The sequence below is a fragment of the Arthrobacter sp. 05N429 genome, from assembly GCF_056397045.1.
Window position 1 is genome coordinate 204,580 of sequence record NZ_JBFTMQ010000006.1, and the last position, 21,060, is coordinate 225,639.

General features: G+C 67.4%; 17 protein-coding genes and 1 pseudogene. 9 read left to right on the top strand and 9 right to left on the bottom strand.

What is annotated here, in order from left to right; genetic code table 11:
• Window positions 1-54: 54 nt before the first annotated feature.
• Window positions 55-1,089, bottom strand: coding sequence for a uroporphyrinogen-III C-methyltransferase (cobA, locus tag AC1DF4_RS12800; RefSeq protein WP_476913241.1), 1,035 nt, complete (start codon window positions 1,087-1,089; stop codon window positions 55-57).
• A 2-nt stretch (window positions 1,090-1,091) separates the two neighbouring features.
• The gene (nirB, locus tag AC1DF4_RS12805; RefSeq protein ID WP_476913242.1) at window positions 1,092-3,761 is read right to left on the bottom strand and encodes a nitrite reductase large subunit NirB; all 2,670 of its coding nucleotides are present in this window, start codon (window positions 3,759-3,761) and stop codon (window positions 1,092-1,094) included.
• Between the two features lie 269 nt (window positions 3,762-4,030).
• Here nirB and nirD point away from each other — a divergent pair, with 269 nt between their 5' ends.
• Window positions 4,031-4,408, top strand: coding sequence for a nitrite reductase small subunit NirD (nirD, locus tag AC1DF4_RS12810; RefSeq protein ID WP_476913243.1), 378 nt, complete (start codon window positions 4,031-4,033; stop codon window positions 4,406-4,408).
• A gap of 16 nt (window positions 4,409-4,424) precedes the next feature.
• Here the strand turns inward: nirD and AC1DF4_RS12815 are convergent, their stop codons facing one another.
• A complete protein-coding gene (locus AC1DF4_RS12815; RefSeq protein ID WP_476913244.1) occupies window positions 4,425-6,164 on the bottom strand; it encodes a phospho-sugar mutase in 1,740 nt (579 codons plus the stop codon).
• A gap of 131 nt (window positions 6,165-6,295) precedes the next feature.
• Here AC1DF4_RS12815 and AC1DF4_RS12820 point away from each other — a divergent pair, with 131 nt between their 5' ends.
• Window positions 6,296-6,781: an RrF2 family transcriptional regulator gene (locus AC1DF4_RS12820; RefSeq protein WP_476913245.1), complete on the top strand. Its 486-nt coding sequence runs from the start codon at window positions 6,296-6,298 to the stop codon at window positions 6,779-6,781.
• 29 nt (window positions 6,782-6,810) lie between these two features.
• Here the strand turns inward: AC1DF4_RS12820 and AC1DF4_RS12825 are convergent, their stop codons facing one another.
• Window positions 6,811-7,629 (bottom strand): purine-nucleoside phosphorylase, encoded by an 819-nt coding sequence (locus tag AC1DF4_RS12825; protein WP_476913246.1) that lies wholly within the window; start codon window positions 7,627-7,629, stop codon window positions 6,811-6,813.
• Between the two features lie 76 nt (window positions 7,630-7,705).
• On the opposite strand from AC1DF4_RS12825, the gene AC1DF4_RS12830 reads away from it, so the two are divergent.
• The 3 genes from AC1DF4_RS12830 (at window position 7,706) to AC1DF4_RS12840 (ending at window position 10,612) form a co-directional block, all read left to right on the top strand.
• Window positions 7,706-9,163 carry an NAD(P)H-quinone dehydrogenase gene (locus AC1DF4_RS12830; RefSeq protein WP_476913283.1) on the top strand — a complete coding sequence of 486 codons (1,458 nt, stop codon included), beginning with the start codon at window positions 7,706-7,708 and terminating at the stop codon, window positions 9,161-9,163.
• Window positions 9,164-9,196: 33 nt separating this feature from the next.
• Window positions 9,197-9,922: a hypothetical protein gene (locus AC1DF4_RS12835; protein ID WP_476913247.1), complete on the top strand. Its 726-nt coding sequence runs from the start codon at window positions 9,197-9,199 to the stop codon at window positions 9,920-9,922.
• Window positions 9,923-10,066: 144 nt separating this feature from the next.
• On the top strand, window positions 10,067-10,612 hold the full coding sequence (locus tag AC1DF4_RS12840) for a flavodoxin domain-containing protein (RefSeq protein ID WP_476913248.1): 546 nt from the start codon (window positions 10,067-10,069) through the stop codon (window positions 10,610-10,612).
• Between the two features lie 3 nt (window positions 10,613-10,615).
• Here AC1DF4_RS12840 and AC1DF4_RS12845 read toward each other — a convergent pair whose 3' ends face one another.
• Window positions 10,616-11,308: a hypothetical protein gene (locus AC1DF4_RS12845; protein ID WP_476913249.1), complete on the bottom strand. Its 693-nt coding sequence runs from the start codon at window positions 11,306-11,308 to the stop codon at window positions 10,616-10,618.
• 66 nt (window positions 11,309-11,374) lie between these two features.
• Complete coding sequence (locus AC1DF4_RS12850; RefSeq protein ID WP_476913250.1) at window positions 11,375-12,007, bottom strand: hypothetical protein; 633 nt, start codon at window positions 12,005-12,007, stop codon at window positions 11,375-11,377.
• Between the two features lie 314 nt (window positions 12,008-12,321).
• Here AC1DF4_RS12850 and AC1DF4_RS12855 point away from each other — a divergent pair, with 314 nt between their 5' ends.
• The 3 genes from AC1DF4_RS12855 (at window position 12,322) to AC1DF4_RS12865 (ending at window position 14,226) form a co-directional block, all read left to right on the top strand.
• Window positions 12,322-12,957: an excalibur calcium-binding domain-containing protein gene (locus tag AC1DF4_RS12855; protein ID WP_441405840.1), complete on the top strand. Its 636-nt coding sequence runs from the start codon at window positions 12,322-12,324 to the stop codon at window positions 12,955-12,957.
• Window positions 12,958-13,286: 329 nt separating this feature from the next.
• Window positions 13,287-13,631 (top strand): hypothetical protein, encoded by a 345-nt coding sequence (locus tag AC1DF4_RS12860; RefSeq protein ID WP_441405841.1) that lies wholly within the window; start codon window positions 13,287-13,289, stop codon window positions 13,629-13,631.
• A 148-nt stretch (window positions 13,632-13,779) separates the two neighbouring features.
• Window positions 13,780-14,226: a hypothetical protein gene (locus AC1DF4_RS12865; RefSeq protein WP_476913251.1), complete on the top strand. Its 447-nt coding sequence runs from the start codon at window positions 13,780-13,782 to the stop codon at window positions 14,224-14,226.
• A 15-nt stretch (window positions 14,227-14,241) separates the two neighbouring features.
• On the opposite strand, the pseudogene AC1DF4_RS12870 reads toward AC1DF4_RS12865, so the two are convergent.
• Window positions 14,242-14,579 (bottom strand): annotated as a pseudogene (locus AC1DF4_RS12870) ((2Fe-2S)-binding protein); the annotation flags it as partial.
• 483 nt (window positions 14,580-15,062) lie between these two features.
• On the opposite strand from AC1DF4_RS12870, the gene AC1DF4_RS12875 reads away from it, so the two are divergent.
• Window positions 15,063-16,979, top strand: coding sequence for a hypothetical protein (locus AC1DF4_RS12875; protein ID WP_476913252.1), 1,917 nt, complete (start codon window positions 15,063-15,065; stop codon window positions 16,977-16,979).
• A 299-nt stretch (window positions 16,980-17,278) separates the two neighbouring features.
• Here the strand turns inward: AC1DF4_RS12875 and AC1DF4_RS12880 are convergent, their stop codons facing one another.
• Complete coding sequence (locus tag AC1DF4_RS12880) at window positions 17,279-18,835, bottom strand: FAD-dependent oxidoreductase (RefSeq protein ID WP_476913253.1); 1,557 nt, start codon at window positions 18,833-18,835, stop codon at window positions 17,279-17,281.
• Window positions 18,832-21,060: a molybdopterin oxidoreductase family protein gene (locus AC1DF4_RS12885; protein WP_476913254.1), complete on the bottom strand. Its 2,229-nt coding sequence runs from the start codon at window positions 21,058-21,060 to the stop codon at window positions 18,832-18,834. Before AC1DF4_RS12885 ends, AC1DF4_RS12880 begins: the two co-directional genes overlap by 4 nt.

Genomic DNA, 21,060 nt, shown 5'->3' on the forward strand with positions numbered 1-21,060 from the left:
TGCCGGGCCCTGGCTGCCCGGCCGGGGCGATGGCGTTGAGCGCGCTCACGGTCCTCACGCCCCCATCAGGGAAGCGGCCAGGCGGTCGAGTTCGGCTTCCGCCTCCGCGCAGCCACGGTTGGCTTCGGCCACGCGGACGACGTCGCCGATCACCAGCACTGCCGGGTTGCTGCAGTCCGCGGCAGCCGTGGTGATGGTGCCCAGTTCGGCGATGGTGGTCCGCTGGCCGGGGCGGTAGCCGCGCTCGACGACCGCCATCGGCATGTCCGCGCGCATCCCCGCCCGGCGCAGGCCGGCAGCGAGCTGGTGCAGCGTGCCGATGCCCATCAGCACCACGATCGTTCCGCCCAGCCCCGCGAGATGCATGTGTTCCTTCTCGGTCAGCGGGGCGTGGCCCGAGACCACGGTGAACATATGGCTGACCTCCCGGTGCGTGACCGGGATCCCGGCAGCAGCCGGGACGGAGATGGCACTCGTAACACCGGAGATCACGCGGACGGGAACGCCAGCCCGCACACAGGAGGCCACTTCCTCGCCGCCGCGGCCGAACACGTACGGGTCGCCGCCCTTGAGCCGCACCACGTTCTTCCCGGCCAGGGCAGCCTCCACCATAAGGTCCTCGATCCCGGCCTGGCTGACCTTGTGGTGACCGGGGCGCTTACCCACATCGACCAGCTCGGCGGTGCTCAGGGCGGGAAGTTCCTGGTACGGGGCCAGCCGGTCGTAGAAGACGACGTCGGCGTCCCGCAGGGCCTTGATGGCGGCGACGGTCAGCAGTTCGGTGGTTCCCGGTCCGCCTCCGACCAGGGTGACGTGGCCAGGGGGGCCCGCGGCGGGTTCCACAGCGACCGGGATGCCGGTTTCGCGGCAGCGGTCCAGCAGCGCGTCCCAGCCGGGCTGGCCGTCCTCGACGGCGGCGACCAGGAAGGGACGCTCCGGCAGGGGCCCGTCGTGGCGGGAACCACCGGGGCTGCTCAGCCGTGAGACGACGGCGCCGGCCGCCCGGTAGCGGCGGACCGCCTGGCGGGAGGCAGTGTCCGAGCCGGTGACGAGGACTTCGCGTCCGGTGAGATCAATGCTGAGCTGCATGGCTATACCTCGTTCTTGTCGAGCAGTTCCGGGGTGGCGGCACGGACCGGGATGGAAGAACCGATCAGGACCTTGCCCTTCTCCTCGGCCGTGGCGGGGCGCATCTGGCCGCGCTCGTCCGGGACGAAGGAGATCGAGTCGTCCTTCTGGTCCGGGGCGTTGACGAAGGAGCGGAACCGGCGCAGGCGCTCGGGATCCTTCAGGGTGTCGGCCCATTCGTCGACATAGGTGTCCACGTGCTTGGCCATGGCGGCCTCGAGGTCCGCGGCGATGCCGAGGGTATCGTGCACCACCACGTCCTCGACGTGCTTGATACCGCCGTCGAGCTCCTCCTGCCAGCGCGCGGTGCGCTGCAGGCGGTCGGCCGTGCGGATGTAGTACATAAAGTAGCGGTCGATGTACTTCAGCAGCGTCTGGTCGTCGAGGTCCTTGGCGAGCAGCTGGGCGTGCGCCGGGGTGGCGCCGCCGTTGCCGCCGACGTACAGGTTCCAGCCGTCGGCGGTGGCGATCACGCCGACGTCCTTGCCCCGGGCCTCGGCGCATTCGCGGGCACAGCCGGAGACGCCCATTTTCAGCTTGTGCGGGCTGCGGAGGCCGCGGTAGCGCAGTTCCAGCTGGATGGCCATGGCCACCGAATCCTGGACGCCGAAGCGGCACCAGGTGGAGCCGACGCAGGACTTCACCGTGCGCAGGCTCTTGCCGTACGCCTGGCCGGATTCGAACCCGGCGTCCACCAGGAGCTTCCAGATTTCCGGGAGCTGCTCCAGCCGGGCGCCGAACATGTCGATCCGCTGGCCGCCGGTGATCTTGGTGTAGAGGCCGTACTGCTCGGCCACGGCGGCGATGACGCCGAGCTTCTTCGGGGTGATCTCGCCGCCGGCGATGCGGGGGACCACCGAGTAGGTGCCGTCCTTCTGCATGTTGGCCAGGGCGCGGTCGTTGGTGTCCTGCAGGGTGCCTCGGCCGGCGTCCAGGACGTAGGCGCTGTTCTGGCTGGCCAGGATGTTGGCGATGGTCGGCTTACAGATGTCGCAGCCGGATCCGGTGCCGTACTTGGCCATGACTTCCTCGAAGGAGGCCAGTTCCAGGACGCGGATGGTTTCGAAAAGTTCCTGTCGGGACAGCTCGATGTGCTCGCAGAGCGCCTTGGAGACCTCGACGCCGGACTTGGTCAGCTCGGTTTCCAGCAGCTTCTTGAGCATCGGCACGCAGGATCCGCAGCTGGTTCCGGCGCGCGTGCAGCCCTTGAGTTCGCCGAGCTCCTGGACCGGGGCGTTGCCGTCGCAGGCACCGCAGCCGTTGACGGCGTCGCGGATGGTTCCAGCGGCCACGTTGTTGCAGGAGCAGAGGATGGCGTCGTCCGGCAGTTCCGTTTCCGGGGCCTCGCCGCCCCCGGCAGCGGTGAGGTACGCGCCGGGTTCGGCGGCGAGTTCCCGGCCCAGCATGGGGCGCAGGGACGTGTACGGGGTCGCGTCGCCGACGAAGATGCCGCCGAGGAGGGTCTTGGCGTCGTCCGTGGTGACGATCTTCTGGTAGACGCCGCGGGCAGGGTCGGCGTAGACAATTTCGAGCGCATGCTCGGTCCGGGCGAAGGCGTCGCCGAAGCTGGCGACGTCGACCCCGGAGAGCTTGAGCTTGGTGGCGGTGTCGAAGCCGGGGAAGGTCGCGTCGCCGCCGTGCAGCCGGTCCGCGACGATTTCCGCCATGGTGTTGGCGGGGGCCACGAGGCCAAGGCACATGCCGCCGAAGTTGGCGACCTCGCCGATCGCCCAGATGCCGGGGACCTGCGTTTCACAGCCGTCGGAGATGACCACGCCGCCGCGGGGGCCGAGGTCGAACTGCTGCTCCGCACCCTCGGCGGCGCGGAACAGCTCGTCGCGGGGCTTCACGCCGATCGCGACGATCACCAGGTCGGCGTCGATGATGCGGCCGTCGGCCATCAGCACCCCGGTGACCTGGCCGTCGTCGTCGGAAAGAACTTCGGAGGGGAACACACCGCCGTGGACGGTGAAGCCCTTGGCTTCGATGAGGCGGCCGAGGGCCTGCCCGGCGCCCTCGTCCAGCTGGGTGTTCATGAGCCAGGGGGAGCCGTTGATGACGATCGGGGTGGCGCCGAGCTGCTCGGTGCCGGCCGCGGATTCCAGGCCCAGCAGCCCGCCGCCGATGGTGACGGCGTTGACCTTGCGGCCCAGCTTCTCCGTCAGTTCCGTGATCGCCTGGTTGATGGCCCAGACATCTTCCAGCGTGCGGTACACGTGGGTGAGCTCGGCTCCCGGGATCGGCAGGCGTGCGGCGTCGGAGCCGGTGGCGACCACCAGTTCGTCATACGGGTACACGGTGCCGGCCGCGGTGGTGACAGTCTTGCCCGCGGTGTCGATGCCGGTGACGCGCTCGCCGGTCTGCAGCGAGAGCGCCTCGTGGTCCCACATCGCGGCGGTGCCCAGGGTGAGGTCGACGTCGGCGTCGGTGAGGGCTTTGCTCAGCGCGACCCGGTCATAGGGGAGGTGGGCTTCCTCGGTGAGGACGGTGACGTGCCAGCCGTCCAGGCCCCGGGCGTGCATGGCATCGGCGAAACGGTGGGCGGCAGGGCCGCCTCCGGCAACCACGATGCGGCGCGGTGTTGTTGTGCGCTCTGCGCCCTGGCTCTGGGGGCTTGAAGTCTGTCCGGTCACTGTGGGCCTTTCGCATGGGCCGCAGTCGGTGCTCTGCGACCTTCTCAATCGAAGTGTCCCTCCAGACTAGGCAGGCGCAGTTTCGCTTCAGTTTCCCTTATGTTTCGTGATCTTAACTTCTGCATCACGAACGCATTTCCGGCGGCGTGAGGTCTCTTTTACCCGCCGGACACATTCACTGCATGCCGCTGAAACACCCCGGGCCTAGCTTGGGTATGTGGCCGCAGGAGCGCCTGAGCCCGTTAGAGATGGATCAGAAAGGGGCCGAAATGACTGCCGTACTTGAGAGCGCAGCACGGAGCTTTGTTGAACACCCCAGCTTTGGGACCGGCTGGCACCGCGTGTGCGCCGTGGAGGACCTGGAGCCGGCCTGGGGCGAGGCCGCGCTGATCGCCGGCCGCCAGGTGGCGTTGTTCCGGACCGTGTCCGGTGAGGTTTACGCCGTCGCCCAGGAGGACCCGGCCACCGGGGCGCACGTCATGGCCCGCGGCATTACCGGATCCCGGGGCTCCCGCCCGACCCTCGCCTCGCCGCTGCACAAGGAGGTCTATGACCTGGGCACGGGGGAGTGCCTGGGCACTCCGGAACTCCGGCTCCAGACCTTCGGTACCCGGATTGTGGGCGGGTACATTGAGGTCGAGCTTTAGGAGCTGACGCCGGGAGTTACAGTCCCAGCGCCTCACGGACGTCCGCCAGGACGCCGTCGAGCGCGGCGCGTGCCTCAAGCCGCGCCGCGGGCAGTTCGGCGGCCGACCCGACGTTGCGGATGACCTCCAGGTAGCACTTGAGCTTGGGCTCGGTTCCGCTGGGGCGGATGATGATGCGGCTGAGGTCCCTCGTGAGGTACAGCAGGCCGTCGGTGGGCGGAAGCTGTGCGCTGCCCTCGGCGAGGTCCGTGACGGTTTCAACGGCGGAGCCACCAAAGGCTTCCGGCGGGCTGACGCGCAGCCGGTTCATCATGGCGTCCAGCAGGCCCAGATCCGCGACCCGGATGCTGAGCTGGTCGCTCGCGTGCAGTCCGTGCACGAGGTACAGCTCGTCGAGGGTGTCGAAGATCGACTTGCCGTCGGCTTTTGCCGCTGCGGCGAATTCCGCGATCAGCACGGCCGCGGAGATGCCGTCCTTGTCCCGGACCAGGGAGGGTGCGACGCAGTAACCCAGCGCCTCCTCGTAGCCGTACAGCAGCCCGGGAACACGGGCAATCCATTTGAAGCCGGTGAGGGTTTCCTCATGGGCGTAGCCCGCCGCCGCCGCGATCCGCGCGAGCAGCCGCGAGGACACGATCGAATTCGCGAACACACCCGTTGTGGCTTCTTCGCCTGCGGCGAGTCGCGCCACGACGTGCGCGCCGAGCAGTGCGCCCACCTCGTCTCCACGCAGCATGCGCCAGGCGCCGGTGTCCGGATCCTTGGCGGCAACCGCGGCGCGGTCGGCGTCGGGGTCGTTGGCGATCACGATGTCCGCGTCCACCCGGGCGGCGGTTTCCAGGGCCAGGTCCAGGGCGCCGGGCTCTTCGGGGTTCGGGAAGTTCACCGTGGGGAAGTCGGGGTCCGGTTCGGCCTGCTCGCTCACCAGGGTGACGTCGGCAAAACCGGCCGCGTGCAGCACCGCCACGGCGGTCTCGCCGCCCACGCCGTGCATGGGGGTCAGGACGATCTTGAGGTCGCGGGCCGGGAAATGCTCCGGTGCGGCCAGCGCCGCGACGGCCGCCTCGTACTCGGCCGCGATGGACGGTGCCAGGATGGTCCAGCCCTCCGTGGCCAGGGCGATGCCGGACAGCTCGCCGACGGCGTCGATCTTCGCGGCGATCAGTGCGTCGTACGGCGCCACGATCTGTGCGCCGCGTCCGCTCTCCTCGACGGCGTGCCGGCCCAGGTAGACCTTGTAGCCGTTGTCTTGTGGCGGGTTGTGGCTGGCGGTGACCATCACGCCGCCGTCGCACTCCAGGGCCCGCACCGCATAGGCGAGCAGCGGGGTGGGCAGGGCGGCCGGCATCAGGAACGTCTCGACGCCGGCGGCGGTGAGGATCGCGGCGGTTTCTTCCGCGAAGATGTCGGAGTTGTAGCGGGCGTCGTAGCCGACGACGGCGCGCGGCCGGGTGCCGGGGGCGGCCTGCGCGACGGCGTCGGTCAGGAAGGCTGTAAACCCGGCGGCGGCGCGGCGCACCACCACGCGGTTCATCCGGTTCGGGCCGGGGCCGAGGGCTGCCCGCAGGCCCGCGGTGCCAAACTGCAGGGTGCCGCTGAAGCTGTCGGCGAGCTCCTGGCGGGCCGCGGCGGTGCCGTCGCCCGCGAGCCGGACCAGTTCGGTCAGGGCGGCAGCAGTGGCGGGATCCGGGTCCTGCGCGGCCCAGGTGCGGGCTTCGCTCAGCAGGCGGGTGAGTTCGGCATCGGAAGACGTCATAGGAACCAAACTAGCGCCAATCGCCGCGGATGCCTTCCTCGACAAGCGAGAGTGCGCCTTACAGATCGGTCACAGCCGCCGTACACGCCGGCCCTTGACAGTGAATTTTCCGGACACGTAGCGTCTGGAATATGAAGATGGGCCGTGGGGTGGAATGGGCCGTGCACAGCTGCGTCAACATGGCGTGGACACCGCCCGGCGAGGCGGTCAACAGCGCCCGGCTGGCCGAGTACTACAAGCTCCCGGGGGCCTATCTCAACAAACAGCTCCAGGCGCTGGTCCGCGCCGGGATCCTGGGCTCCGTCTCCGGCCCGCGCGGCGGGTTCCACCTGGCGCGCAGGCCGGAAAACGTAACTGTCCTGGACATCGTCCTGGCCCTGGAAAGCCCCGACCCGGTGTTCCGCTGCGAAGGCATCCTGGGCAACGTCCCGGATGCCGACACGGAACTTAACTTCGTCCGGACCTGTCTGATCTCCCAGACCATGCGCCAGGCGGAACTCGCCTGGCGGCAGGCGCTGGCCCGGCAAACGATTGCCGGGATCGCGGACTCGATGGAACGGCGCTTCCCCCAGGACAAGGAAAAAGCCGTGCGCTATCTCGCGCCGCCGGGGAGCTAAGGCCGGAACCAGGACCTCACAGCCGGGTCCTAGAGCTTCGCGATGATCTCCGCGAGCAGCTTGGAAATGCGCGGGCCCGCGGCCTGGCCGGCTTCGAGGACCTCCCCATGGCTCAGCGGCACCGGGCTGATGCCGGCGGCGAGGTTGGTCACGAGCGAAATGCCGAAGACCTCCATGCCCGCGTGCCGGCCGGCGATGGCCTCGAGCGCGGTGGACATGCCCACCAGGTCCGCGCCGATCCGCTTGGCGTACTGCACCTCGGCCGGGGTCTCGTAGTGCGGGCCGGTGAACTGCGCGTAGACACCCTCGTCCAGGGACGGATCGACTTCGCGGGCCAGGCGTCGGATCCGCGAGGAGTACAGATCGGTGAGGTCCACGAAGGTGGCGCCTTCGAGCGGTGACGTGGCCGTGAGGTTGATGTGGTCGCTGATCAGCACGGGGGTGCCGGGCGTCCAGTCCTCGTTGAGGCCGCCGCAGCCGTTGGTCAGGACCAGGGTCTTGCAGCCGGCCGCCGCGGCGGTGCGCACGCCGTGGACGACGGCGCGGACTCCCTTGCCCTCGTAGTAGTGGGTGCGTGCGCCCAGGACCAGGGCGCGTTTGCCCTCCTTGGTCAGCACGGAGCGGATGGTGCCGACATGGCCCACCACCGAGGGGGAGGAGAAGCCGGGGACTTCGTCCGCGGAGAGGGTGGCGGTGGTCTCGCCGATCAGGTCGGCGGCGTCGCCCCAGCCCGAGCCGAGCACCAGGGCCACGTCGTGGGCCTCGATGCCCGTCTCCTCGGCAATGTAGTCGGCGGCGGCGCGGGCGGCGTCGAAGGGGTCCGTGTTCAGGAATTCTGTTGTACTCACCGGTACAAGTTATCCTGCCGGCGGCGTGCTGCCCAGCACCGGGCGGTGTGTGGGGCCGGGTGTGGTGCGGGTCCGGATTCTTGGTGGTGCCGGTCCGGATGGTGGACAATGGACGATTGTGACTACGCATCCCGATTTCAGCTCACCCCGCATCGCAATCCTGGGCGGAGGGCCCGGCGGCTACGAAGCCGCCATGGTCGCCGCCTCACTGGGCGCGAAGGTCACCATCATCGAACGCGCCGGGCTTGGCGGCTCCGCGGTGCTGACCGACGTCGTGCCGTCCAAGACCCTGATCGCGACGGCGGACCTGATGACCCGCGTCGGCGAGGCCGGCGAGCTCGGCGTCAAGTTCGACCTCGACGGCGGCGACTGCACCCCGACGATGCGCGCGGACCTCAAGCACATCAACGACCGTCTGCTGCGGCTGGCCCGGCAGCAGTCCGCCGACATCCAGAAGGGCCTGGAGAACCAGGACGTCCGGATTCTGCTCGGCTCCGGCAGGATGCTGGACAGCCACACCATCGAGGTCCTCACGGCCGACGGCACCGAAATCATCGAGGCGGACGCGATCCTGCTGGCCGTCGGTGCCCACCCGCGCGAGCTGCCCACGGCCCGCCCGGACGGCGTCCGGATCCTGAATTGGGCGCAGATTTACAACATGGACGAGCTCCCCGAGGACCTGATCGTCGTCGGCTCCGGCGTGACCGGCGCGGAGTTCGCCTCCGCCTACAACGGCCTCGGTTCCAAGGTCACCCTGATTTCCAGCCGCGACCGGGTACTGCCCGGCTCGGACACCGACGCCGCCGAGGTCCTGGAAGGCGTCTTCGAACGCCGCGGGGTGAAGGTCCTCTCACGTGCCCGCGCCGAAACCGTAGAGCGTACCGACGACGGCGTCATCGTCACCCTCGGTGACGGCTCCCGGGTCACCGGCAGCCACTGCCTGGTCGCCGTCGGGTCCATCCCCAACACCGCCGGGATCGGGCTCGAGGAGGCCGGCGTGGCGCTCACCGAGAGCGGGCACATCAAGGTCGACGGCGTCTCCCGCACCACCGCGCCGAACATCTACGCCGCCGGCGACTGCACAGGCGTACTGGCACTCGCGTCCGTGGCCGCCATGCAGGGCCGGATCGCGATCGCTCACTTCCTGGGCGACAGCGTGACTCCGCTCAAGCTGCACCAGGTCGCGTCCAACATCTTCACCTCGCCCGAGATCGCGAACGTCGGCGTCTCCGAGGCCGAGATCGAGTCCGGCAAGTACCAGGCCGACGTCGTGAAGCTCTCGCTGCGCAGCAACGCCCGCGCCAAAATGCGCAACCACCGGGACGGCTTCATCAAGATCTTCGCCCGCAAGGGCTCCGGCACCGTGATCGGCGGTGTGGTGGTGGGTCCGAACGCCTCCGAGCTGATTTTCGCGATCTCCCTCGCGGTCACCCAGAAGCTGCACGTCGACGACGTCGCCAGCACCTTCACGGTTTACCCCTCGCTGAGCGGTTCCATCTCCGAAGCCGCACGGCGCCTGCACGTCCACATGTAGCGAACAAACGTAGCCCAACCGGAGGCCGTAGCCATGCAGAGTCCCCGCACCCTGGTGGAGTCTATGGAACACAACCCGGCGCTGCCCTCCGGCCCGGAAGAACGGTTTGCCGGGTACGGCGTGATGGGCGTGCCGTTCGGCTCCGGCCACGTCCTTGCCCTGCGCCATTTTCCCGCCTCCTCCGTGGGGCCGGGCTATAGCTCGGTCTGGATCCGCGATCCTGGCGGCGTCTGGACGATGCACAGCACCACCGCGCCCGGCACCTCCTGTGCCCGCTACTTCGGCGGCGCCTTGGGAGCGGCGTCGACGGGCGGGATCTCCATCCGGTGGCGGAACGACTACTCCTTCAGCGTGGAGGTTGGAGACGGGGTGGACCTGAGCTGGGACGTGACGCTGGCCGCAACGCCGGTCACCCGGCTCATGTCGGCGGTGGCCGGGTCGGTCCCGGCGTGGCTCTGGCGCCGCCGGATGTTCCTGCGCGTCATGGGGGCCGTCGCCGGCCCGGTGCTCGGTGCCGGACACATCGCGCTGACGGGCAGGGTGCCCAACGGTCAGACCTTTGGTGCGCGCCCGCGGCAGCTGTGGTTTGTCCGCGGGAGCACAGCGCACCTCCGGGGGCACAGCCTGGGTCAGGCGTCGGCCCTGCCCGTCCAGGACAGGCTCGGGGACTTCTGGATCCCGCAGCGCGGCATCTTCATGATCGGCTCGACGGTGTTCGAGCCGGTCGACCCCGCTACGCACCTCGCCGCGGAGCACTGAACCGCAGCGGGGCAGTTGACCGGTCCCCGGGGCCTTCGTTCATTCCAGGCCGTGGGCCGCAGCCGTCAAGGGCGCGGTGGGCTTTCGAGACGACGGTGACGTTCGGCCCTACTTCTTCACTTCGATGCGAGAGCACAGTGGAACATGGCCAACATTTACATCCCTTACGGCACCGTTGAGGGGCAGACGGCGCAGATCGCGGATTACATTGCCGAATTGATCCGCGCCCACGGGCACCAGGCAGAGACGGCGGACCTTAAACGCTCGGGGGACACCCTTCCGGCGGGCTACGACGGCGTCATCGTCGCGGCGTCCGTGCACATGGGCAAGCACGAGGGGCACGTTACGGACTTTGTGAAGAAGAACCGTGCAGAGCTTGAGCGTCTCCAGTCCGCGCTGGTGTCGGTCAGCCTGGCCGCCCACGGTGACGAGGAGAACGCCGAGGGTTACGTGGCGAAGTTCGAGGAGGAGACGGGGTGGCGGCCCGCGCACGTCGGGTTGTTCGCAGGCGCACTGCTGTACACCCATTACGGCTTCATCAAGAAGCACGTCATGAAGAAGATCGCCAGCGACAAGGGCTCCCTGGACACGGACACCTCCCGGGACTACGTCTACACCGAGTGGGACGGCGTCCAGCGTTTCACCGAGGGTTTCCTGGCGCGCCTCGCGGCCCCGTCGGGCCGGCCCTAAGGTTCAGGACCAGGCGTACGGCGGCACAGTGTCGCCGGGCGCGAGGGGTTTGAACCAGTGCTCGAAGCCGAGCCGGTCGGCGTCGTCCTCTAGAACATCGAGGTTCTCCGAGTACAGTGCCTGGCTGTCCGCGTCCTCCAGCAGGACTTCCTCAACCTGTGCCCGCCAGTTGTCGGGGAGGTCGAGTTCGTAGATGTCCTCCGTGATCTCCGCCTGGTCGAGCAGGCAGCGGACGGCGAGTTCAGCGGCGAGGCAGCCGGGAGCGGTCCAGCCCCGGGCCAGCGACGAAGTGACGTCGGAGGCGACCACGATGAACTTCTGGGTGAATTTCCCGTCGTAGCTGGCGGCGAACTGAGGCGGCAGCGAGGACAACACAGAGGTCCCGGCGACGTCGGACCCGGTGACCTCGTCGAGGTCGCTCAGCGTTCCCAGGTCGCGGAAGAGCTGGTCGATGAGGATGCTCGATGAGTTCCACAGGAGGCCTGCCAGCAGGCGCGTCTGGCTCACGGCTTTCTGGCGTTCCGCCGGCGAAACGGCGGCCATTTCGGCCAGATCTTCGGGATCGAACTGGAGCCGCTGCTCCGGCGTCATGTCATCCGGGTGCGGGTCGAGACCCAGGAGCTCGAGGCTCAGCCCGGTCAGCTTTGCGGCGTCGGTCAATAGCTCTTCGGTGATGTCGTCGTCGTCGGCGCTCATGGCCCCGATGCTACCCGCCGGACGTCGCTGGCCCGATTCCTGTGACGCGCAGGTGTCCGGACGCTTTTACGCCGCAGCTGCGCGTCCACGCCCCGCAGCGGTGCTGCCGCTCGCCATCCGGGCGGAGACAAGGTAGCTGATTCCGGCAATCAAGGGAACCACGCTTGCCGCGGCGAGTGATGCGACCGGACCCGACCTTCCGATAACCGTGATCAGGAGGGGCAGCGCGCCCAGGGCAACGAGCATCCAGCCGGCCAGCGCGGCGCGTTTCAAGCCGAGGACGGCGGCCGGGAAGGACAGGGCGACGACGCTGACGGCGATCACCGGTCCGTTCTCACTGATGAAGGCGCCCAGGGCTGCGGGATCAAAGGCGAGCCACACACACGCCGCGATGAAGGAAGCCGTGAGGGCGAGCAGGAGGGGAGCGGTGGGTGCCGGCCAGAACCAGGCCGCCACGGCGAGGATGAGCATCGGCAGCACCCACGCGGCGGTGATGAGCAATCCGGTATTTCCACCCGGATCCTGCAGGGCATAGCCGGCGATGAAGACGCCCGCGAGGACCGTGAACACGGCCATCACGGCGGCCCCGGTGCGCTGCAACGCCATGGCCCGCTGTCGCGGATCCTTCTCGCGCGTCATGAAGATGACGACGGCGACCACAACGATCGCGCCGAGCGCCAGGATGATGGGGACGTTCATGGGGTGCCTCCTGCGATGAACGGAACCTATTTCCAGTACACGCCGGTTGAGGGGGATGTGCCAAGAGGAGAAAGGCCCGATCGCAAGGCAGGGCTTCAGATCGCGCAACGCCGGGCTTCCCGATCGCAGCTTTCCTCATGACAGTTGGACGCGGCGCCATATTCGGGTACCAAGGCTCGACTTGGTCGGATGGGGGTGCTGGTGCTGATACTTTAATGTTCAAGCGCGCCCGTCGGAAGCCTTAGGCATTGACGCCCTTTTCCGATGTCCTGGCCGCGATGACAGTTACCGGGCATCGCCCGGCAGGGGGAAATTTGAAGAAGGTACTCGCGCTCGTCATTTTTGCTGGTTTGCTAATGACAGGGTGTGGCAGCAAGTCCGCACAAACGGCGGCGACGCCGTCAGCATCCGAGACGGCTGGACTCGTGTCCGGTGTCACGGTCCCGGACATTGTGGGTAAGAGGCTGGACAACGCCACCGAAGAGCTGAAAGGTCTTGGCCTGAAGGTCGAAGCGACAGATACGGCAGCTGGCAAGTCCATTTTCGTTGAGTCGAACTGGCAGGTAACCACCCAGGATGTCTCGCCGGGAGCCACGGTGGCTAAATCCTCCCGGATCAGTCTTGGCGTCGTACACCTGACCGATGCAACACCGACGCCTACACCGACACCGACAGCAGCGCCGGTCGTGGCGCCGCCGGCTGCCGTAGTGGCGCCACCGGTCGTCGTACCCGTCCCTGCGGCCCCTCGTGCCGTTCCGGTTGTACCGGCGGCACCGGCAGTGCCGGCGGCTCCTCGTGCAGTTCCGGTTGCACCGGCGGCTCCAGCTGCTGCACCCTTTGCGAACTGCACCGCTGCAAGGGCCGCGGGTGCTGCGCCCGTCTACAGGGGCACACCGGGGTACGGTAAGCACCTCGACCGCGACGGTGACGGAATCGGCTGCGATAAGTAGGCAGTAAAAAGAGGGGCCACCTGCTGGGTGGCCCCTCTTTTGTGTTCAAGGTCCAGGTCCCCGAGACTGTTCACAGATACGTTCCGTGCTGCGTCGCACCGGTGTCCGGGCGCCCTGTTTGGCCCCAATCCGTGTCGTTTGGAGGCCGCGTAGCCCTAGCCAGCGGTCGTGCCAGAGCCCCCGTAGACGGACCGGCACCCCGGGCGGTCCCTGGGGACCACCCGCCCGACTGGGTGAGGACCACTCGGACGGCAGCGCCCGCGAAGGGGAAAAGGAATAAGGGAAAAAGACCCTATTTCCAGGCAGGTCCCGTATGCGATGGTGTCGCCATGTGGATCGTCGTGCTGCTCGCCATTGGAGTGGTGGTCGCTCTGTGGCAAGTCATCGTTGCCGGACTCGTCATTTGGGCCCTTGTGGCCTGCATCAGGTGGTGGATCGCGGTCTTCGTGGTGGCGAGGCCGAAACCGAACCTCACCCGAAGGCCTGTCCAGACCCGGCCTGTGGCCAGACCGGTCCAGACCCGGCCGCAGCCCAAGCCCAAGAAGCCCGAGCCCAAGCCCGTCCGGGAACTGCCCGCGCCCGACTACCTGCCCCGGTGGACTGCGAGCCGGCGGCTGGATGCCGGCCGCGAGCATGCCCAGTGGCAGAAGCTGTTCGACAGCGCAGCGCAGTAAGTCCCCGCCAGGCAAGTGACCACAATGCGGCAGCGGGCCCTTGCCTGCGGTCCTGCCTGGAAACCCTGCAACACTGAAGGACCATGGACGCAGCCGAAATCGCCTAGGATTCGATCAGGGTCACTGCCGTCTCATTGGGGGAAGAAACGTGCACATTTCAGATCACCGCGCAGCGGGGCCCATTGCGCCCGCCGGGACGACAGCCGCAACCGAACTCCCGGTTCCCGTTTCACGTCTGCGCTGGGCGCTGGTGCGCCGGCTGTTCTTTGCCATCCCGCTGGGGCTGCTGTTTGGCGTGATGCTGTTCAACGGCTTCAAGGTGAATGAGTCCGTACCCGCGACGGCGGCCGCAATCGCTGGCGGGATGGGGCTGTCCTTCTCCCTGTTCCTTGGCATCATCTGGACCGTCGGCCGCCGGCGTCGGGCCCTCTTTGCGGCCTGCGGCGGCGACCCGGATGCGGCCGGAGTACTGTTGTTCGGCGCCATGGCCCCCAAGATCGGGCGTCTCGGTCCTTACAGCGAAAGCGGCTTCCACCGGTGGGCCGCGGGGTTCGGCGCAGGAGGGGACGGCGGCAGGGGCGATTGGGGCCAATAAGTCGCCGAACCGGTTTCAGGCAGCGGCCCCCTGAAAGTGTTTTTCGATGATCCCCTTGATGTCGTCATGGCAGCCGCCGCAGCCCGTCCCGGCGCGCGTGGCGCCTGAGACCTCGGCCACCGTGCCGCAACCGCCGGTCACCGCGTCGGCACCGGCTGCCTGGTCCGGGCTGTCGAGCCGCAACATCAGGGACCGGTCCGCCGACAACTCCGCACGGCGCTCGAAAAGCTGCACCAACTCCGCAGCGGTGCGCGGCAGGCCCACCGCCACGAGGCCTTCCAGCACCCCGACGCGGGTGGTCATTTTGACGTAGAGGCCGTGCTGGGATCGGCCCACTGGGCGATCTGCAGCCTGGAAAACGAAGGCGGCCACAACGATCGGGCCGAGCGTCAGAATGATGTGGACGTACATGGGGTGCCTTCTGCCGACGAACGAAGCCTGTGCCCGTTGCGGACACTGCGCCCGCGCCAAGGGGAGTAGGGCCCATGTCAACGTCCAAATCGGCGGGCGATACATTGAGGCATTCTTGTCCATATCGCTGAAAAAGCAGAGTCAGTTCGATAAGAGCTTCTATCAATTCGTCCACGATTATCATTTCTTGAATATGAGGCGGTCCCACTTCCGCGCCGAGTGGGCATGCGATTCTAGTTGACTTTCCACTGGGACCGCTAAAGGACGTCCTGGACGGGAGATTGTGCTGTGTCCGTCATCGATAGACAAAAGAATCAACCGAACGGGCTGGCTTTTTGCGCGTTCGTGCCCTCCTTACTACGATCGGTCGCCGACTTGCATGGTGAGGTATGAATTTGAGCGGTCATCAACGACTGTGTAATAGTGTGGCTGATGTGACTCAAAGTATATGGAATGAACTAAGCCGGGCGTGGCTCGACGTTTGGCGTCAGCAATTGCCGGAGATTGATGAACTCGTCAATCGAGCCATGCGTACAGATCCGGCACTGATTGAGGATGCTGTTCCCTCCGGCTTCTCCCAACAGGACGTCCAGGTGCTTTTGCAAATTGCTGACGGTTTGCGGCCGGCTACAGTTGAGGCTCGGGAGTCTCTTCGCCGAAGTCTCTGGGCCAGATGGGCGGTATTCGAGTCCGCGTCCCGTGTCGCCTTGGGCAGTGCTGACTTACTGACCTTTGCCGGAGTTGTACGTTCATGGGACGAAGAACTGAGCTTTATTGAAAATTTTGAGCCTGTGTTGCAGTCAGATTTCACCGACGAAGCACCGATCCGCCATCTAGCTGTCTGCCTTGCAAGTCGAGGAATAAGTCGCCGGCTAGCGCCAGACTTCGGTATTGCCAAGCGTGAACCGCGATATCCTTGGAGTGAATTGAATGCTCTGATCCATCCAAATAGCCTCGGCCACATCACTCTCCTCATGCCGGAGAAAACTGATTCGATTCGAATACTTCTGGTGGCATACGCAGAGCTAGGGGCTAGGGCCCACTCACTTCTCAAGCTTACGGAGCAGCCTAGGAAGGAACCCTCTTCTGGTTCGCCGGGATTAGGCCGAGGTCTCTCTGAGTACCGGACAGATATTTTGAGGCTGGCAGAGGATATCGAATTTGAACGCGCCCAAAGGTGTCTGAAACCAGCGGACATCGAGGACTCGATTATCGCCTACTTCGAAGATTTGAAACGCCCAGATCTCTCGCAGTTGGATTCAGATGATCCATTGGTTATCTTCTTTGGAGGATCGGTCAACCGGGATTCGAATGCCAGCCGGCCAGAACTTGGACTCTTGCAGCACCCCGTCAGCAGAGCTGTAATGCCGTTCGGCACGAGGGCATGGTGTCACGTAGAACCCGCCCTAGATGCTTGGCTGTCGAGTATGCCCGGATCACCTGACGCCTTGGTGGCGCGTTTGGACTACCTTCAGGCATTGGTGAATGCTGCGGTTCTCACCGTCGATCTGCGACGACTCCATCACATTGAAGCTCTGGTCCGGGCCTTAGCATCCCGCAACCCTTTGCTCGTCGGCTTGGCGTCGCGCGGCGTCTTAGAGCATCACGCAGCCGTGATTTACGCAGGATCACTTAGTAGCAAAGTTTTCAGTACTATTCGCACGGCCCGCGCGGCGTCTCCGCAGGAAGAGGAAGCCCTGCTGAAAGTCGAACGTTACTTTCTTTGCCTCCTCTTCGGCGGCCCGGGGCCTGGAGGGCAGGTCGGGTCGCTGGCCATTCGTGTCTCGGACCGAGGTGCCCTTAGTCCTCCGGCGCTGCTGGATATGATGACGAACGCCTTTCCTGGCGTAAACGATTGGGTCGTGACCTTGTGGAATGAGCTGTCCGTGTTTATACACGGGAACTCCGGATCGCTCAACCACCACAGTCAGTCGGCGAATTATGGCGTCATGCATAAAGGGTTGGTTGTGCTTGTCGAGATGACGTCAAACGACCGGAGCATGGACATAAGCGCGCAGTACCTAAAGATTGGGGCAGGACTTAACTCGGCCAAACTGGCCGTGGCCGATGGGGTTACTCTCTCCCGGGAAGTGAGACGTCAGCAGGTTCCCCAGTATTTCAAGCTCGGCCAGCATTATGTCGGAACCGGCACTCGAGAGGACCCATATCAGCTACTTGTCGGGAACAACGTTGAAGCGTACCGGCCACTGCTAAGGCATCTCGGCATTAACGAGATGAGTCGACGCGCGGAAGTGCTGCCATTCTTTGGAATAACAGACCGAGTGGACGCTGGTGACAAAGTTGTATACGTGGTCCCATTCCGATCTGCAGACTTCGACTAGTTAGTCGGCTGCTTGCGCCGATCATGGAGAAGCGCTCACTATCCCTTCGGAGGACGCAGAGCAGGGCCGCTAAGGATCGCAGGTCCCATCGCAAGCGCTCACCCTCAGCACGAAGGGCCCTCATGCGGAGGACCTAGATGCATGCATGCGACAGACTCCCGAACGGTCACGCCGATTTCACCGTCAGACGGACGAATGAACTAGGGGAATTGGTCTATGCATATCTGACGGGGTTGGTCCGCACACGACGAAGTATTGCGTCCGTAGACCCGGCCTTCCCGACTTCAGTACACGTACTGTCAGGCAGCGGCCCCCTGAAAGTGCTTTTCGATGATTCCCTTGATGTCGTCATGGCAGCCACCGCAGCCCGTGCCGGCGCGCGTGGCGCCTGAGACCTCGGCCACCGTGCCGCAGCCGCCGGTCACCGCGTCGGCGATCTTGGTCCCGCTCACGCCGGCGCACCGGCACACCGTGCGCTCCGGGTCCCAGGCACCGGCAGCCGCAACCTGGTCCGGTCCGTCCAGGCGCAGCAGCAGAGACCGGTCCGCGGGGAGCTCGGCACCCCGCTCGAAGAGCTGCACCAGCTCGGCCGCGCTGCGGGGCATGCCCACCGCCACCAGGCCTTCCAGCACCCCGGCGCGGGTGGTCATCTTCACGTAGCGGCCATGCTCTGGATCCGCCCACTGGGCGATCTGCAGCCTGGCCCGGCCACTCACGGCGCCGGAAGTCAAAGCCTCCTCGTCCCACGGCTCGGCGGAAACATCCCCGGCCACGGCCATGTTCATGCCCCGGGCCTTGAGCACAATCACGCCCGGGAGTTCCGCCGCCAGGGGAAGCAACAGATCGGCCTCCGGAGACTCAGCGGCCAGCAGCGTCAGGTATTCTGCGAGCCATTCGGCCTGCCGCCAGCCCGGGCCCACCAGCCCGGACGGTCCACGGGCGGTCCGGCACTCGACACATTCCGGGTCCGGGCAGCGGACCTCGGCGCAGTCACCGATCGCAAAGATGTGCGGCTCGTGGTGCGCCCGCAGCTTGTGGTCCACCAGGATCCCGGCCGCCGTCGACAGCCCGCAGCCTTCCGCCAGCTCGGTCCGCGGCCGGACCCCGCACGAGAGCACCAGCAGGTCGCCGTCGATCGCGGAGCCGTCATCGAGCAGCAGCGCCGAGAAGCCGGCGCCGGGCGCGTTGTGTTCCACTCCGGTGGACCGGGCGTTGCCGGCCACCCGCACGCCGCAGTTCCGCAGCGACGCGGCGAGCACCGCGCCGCCGCCGCGGTCGATGTTGCGGCCCAGCGGGTGCGGGCCATTGTGCACCACGGTGACCGTGGCGCCCTCCTCGGCCGCGGCGAGGGCCGTCTCCAGCCCCAGCACGCCACCGCCGAGGACCACCACGCGCTTCCCGCCGGCAACCGCAGCCTGCAGCACCGAGGCGTCGCGCAGGTCCCGGAGCGCGGTCACGCCGGCCGGCAGCACAGGCGCGGCCGGGTCCGGGTTGAGCCCGGTGAGGTTGGGGATCACCGGGCGGGAGCCGGTGGCGAAGACCAGCCGGTCGTAGCCGGGGGACGTGCCGTCGCTGAGGACCAGCTGCTGCCGGGCGCGGTCCACCCGGCGGACCCGGACGCCCAGCCGGACGTCGACGCCGTCGGCAATCAGTGCCGCGGCATCGGACAGTGCCAGGGCCGACGCCGTGGTCCGCCCGACCCCGAGGTCCGCCACCAGCACGCGGTTGTATGCGGCCTCCGCCTCCTCGCCGACCACCGTCAGGTGCGCGAGTCCGCCGCGGACCGCTGGCAGCAGCTCGTCGACCAGCCGCGCGGCCACGGGCCCGAAGCCCACAACAACAATGCGCTCAGTCATGAAGCACCTTCCTTCTGCAGTTCATTGGCCGGCAGTTCACTGGCACGGAGAGTGGCAGCGCCGGGCCGGACCCAGACCTTGCTGAGTTTGAACTCCGGCATCCCGGAGATCGGATCCGTGGCCGCCTCGGTGAGCCGGTTGGCGCTCTCCAGCTCCGGGAAATGGAACGGCAGGAACACCGTTTCGGGCCGGATCTCCGTGCTCAGCTCGGCGCGGCAGGTCACCTCGCCGCGCCCGTTGGAAATCGAGACGACATCGCCCTCGGCAATGCCCTGCGCGGCGGCGGCCGCCGGATGGATCTGCAGCCTCGCTTCCGGCTGGGCCTCGGCCAGTGCGGCGACCCGCCGCGTCTGCGCGCCGGACTGGTAGTGCTCCATCAGCCGCCCGGTGATCAGGGTCATCGGCTTGCCGGCCCGGTCCGCGGCCTCCGCGGCGGAAGTTGCGGAAGAAGCACGACGGCGGGGCGTCACCGGGGTGAACACGGCCCGTCCGTCCGCGTGGGCGAAGGCGTCAAGGAACAGCCGCGGCGTCCCGGTGCTGCCGGCGGGGAACGGCCAGTAGGCTGCTTCGCCGCGGTCCAGCATGGCGTAGTCGATCCCGGAGTAGTCGGCCAGGCCGCCTTCGGAGGCGAGCCGGAGTTCCTCGAAGACGGTCTCCGGGTCCTCGCTGAACATCGAGGGGGCGTCCAGGGCCTCGGCCAGCCGGGTCATGATCCACAACTCGGTGCGCACCCCGGGCGGGGGAGCGATGGCCCGGCGGCGGCGCAGCACCCGGCCCTCGAGGTTGGTCAGGGTGCCTTCCTCCTCGGCCCACTGGGTGACCGGCAGGACCAGGTCCGCCTCGGCGGCCGTCTCGGAGAGGAAGAAGTCGCAGACCACCAGGAAGTCCAGGCTGCGCAGGCCGGCGATCACGGCGTTGGCGTCCGGCGCGGAGACCGCGACATTGGCGCCGTGCACAAACAGGCAGCGGACGCCGTCGGGCTGTCCGAGGGACTTCAGGAGCTGGACGGCGGGGAGGCCGGGGCCGGGGATCAGCGTCTCCGGCACGCCCCACACGGCGGCCATATGGGCGCGGGCGGCGGGGTCGGTGATTTTGCGGTAGCCGGGGAGCTGGTCCGCTTTCTGGCCGTGTTCGCGGCCGCCCTGGCCGTTGCCTTGGCCGGTGAGTGTGCCGTAGCCGCTGCGGGCGGAGCCCGGGAGGCCCAGCAGCATCGCGAGGTTGATGGCGGCGGTGGCGGTGTCCGTGCCGTCGACGTGCTGCTCCACGCCGCGGCCGGTGAGGATGTAGCTGCCGCTCCGGCGGGCTCCGTCGGCCAGCCGGCGGGCGGTGTCGCGGATCAGTCCGGCCGGGACGCCGGTCAGGGACTGCACGCGTTCGGGCCAGTAGGAGGCGACGCTGCGGACCACGGCGTCGTACCCGGCGGTGCGGGCAGCGATGTAGCCGGCGTCGGCGAGGCCCTCGTGGATCACCACGTGGGAGATGCCCAGCAGCAGGGCGAGGTCCGTGCCGGGCAGCGGCTGCAGGTGCAGGCCGCCGCCGTCGGACGTAAATGCCGCGGTGGCCGAGCGGCGGGGGTCCACCACAATCAGCCCGCCGGCGTCGCGGGCGCCCTGCAGGTGCTGGACGAACGGCGGCATCGTCTCGGCGACGTTCGAGCCGAGCATCAGGATGGTGCTGGCGGAATCGAGGTCCTCCAGCGGGAACGGCAGGCCGCGGTCCAGCCCGAACGCGCGCATCCCGGCCGCGGCGGCCGAGGACATGCAGAACCGGCCGTTGTAGTCGATCCGCGACGTGCCCAGGGCTAGCCGGGCGAACTTGCCCAACTGGTAGGCCTTCTCGTTGGTGAGCCCGCCGCCGCCGAAGACTCCGACGGCGTCCGCCCCGTGCCGGGCGTGGGTCGCCTTCACCGCCGTGGTGACGAGCGCCAGGGCTTCGTCCCAGCCGATGGGGCGGTGGACGCCGTCGGCCCCTTTGAGCAGCGGCTCGGTGACGCGGCCGGGGTGGTTCAGCAGTGACGCCGAGGTCCAGCCTTTGCGGCACAGCCCGCCGCGGTTGGTGGGGAAGTCGCGGCCGGACACGGCGACGAGGGGTGCGACGGCGGCAGGCTGCTCCGGCACGGGGTCTGACCCCGGCTGGGAAGCCGGGGTCAGAGCCGCTGGGGTGGTGAGCGTCATGGCGCACTGCAGAGCGCAGTAGGGGCAGTGCGTGGCGGCGCCGTTGGTCAT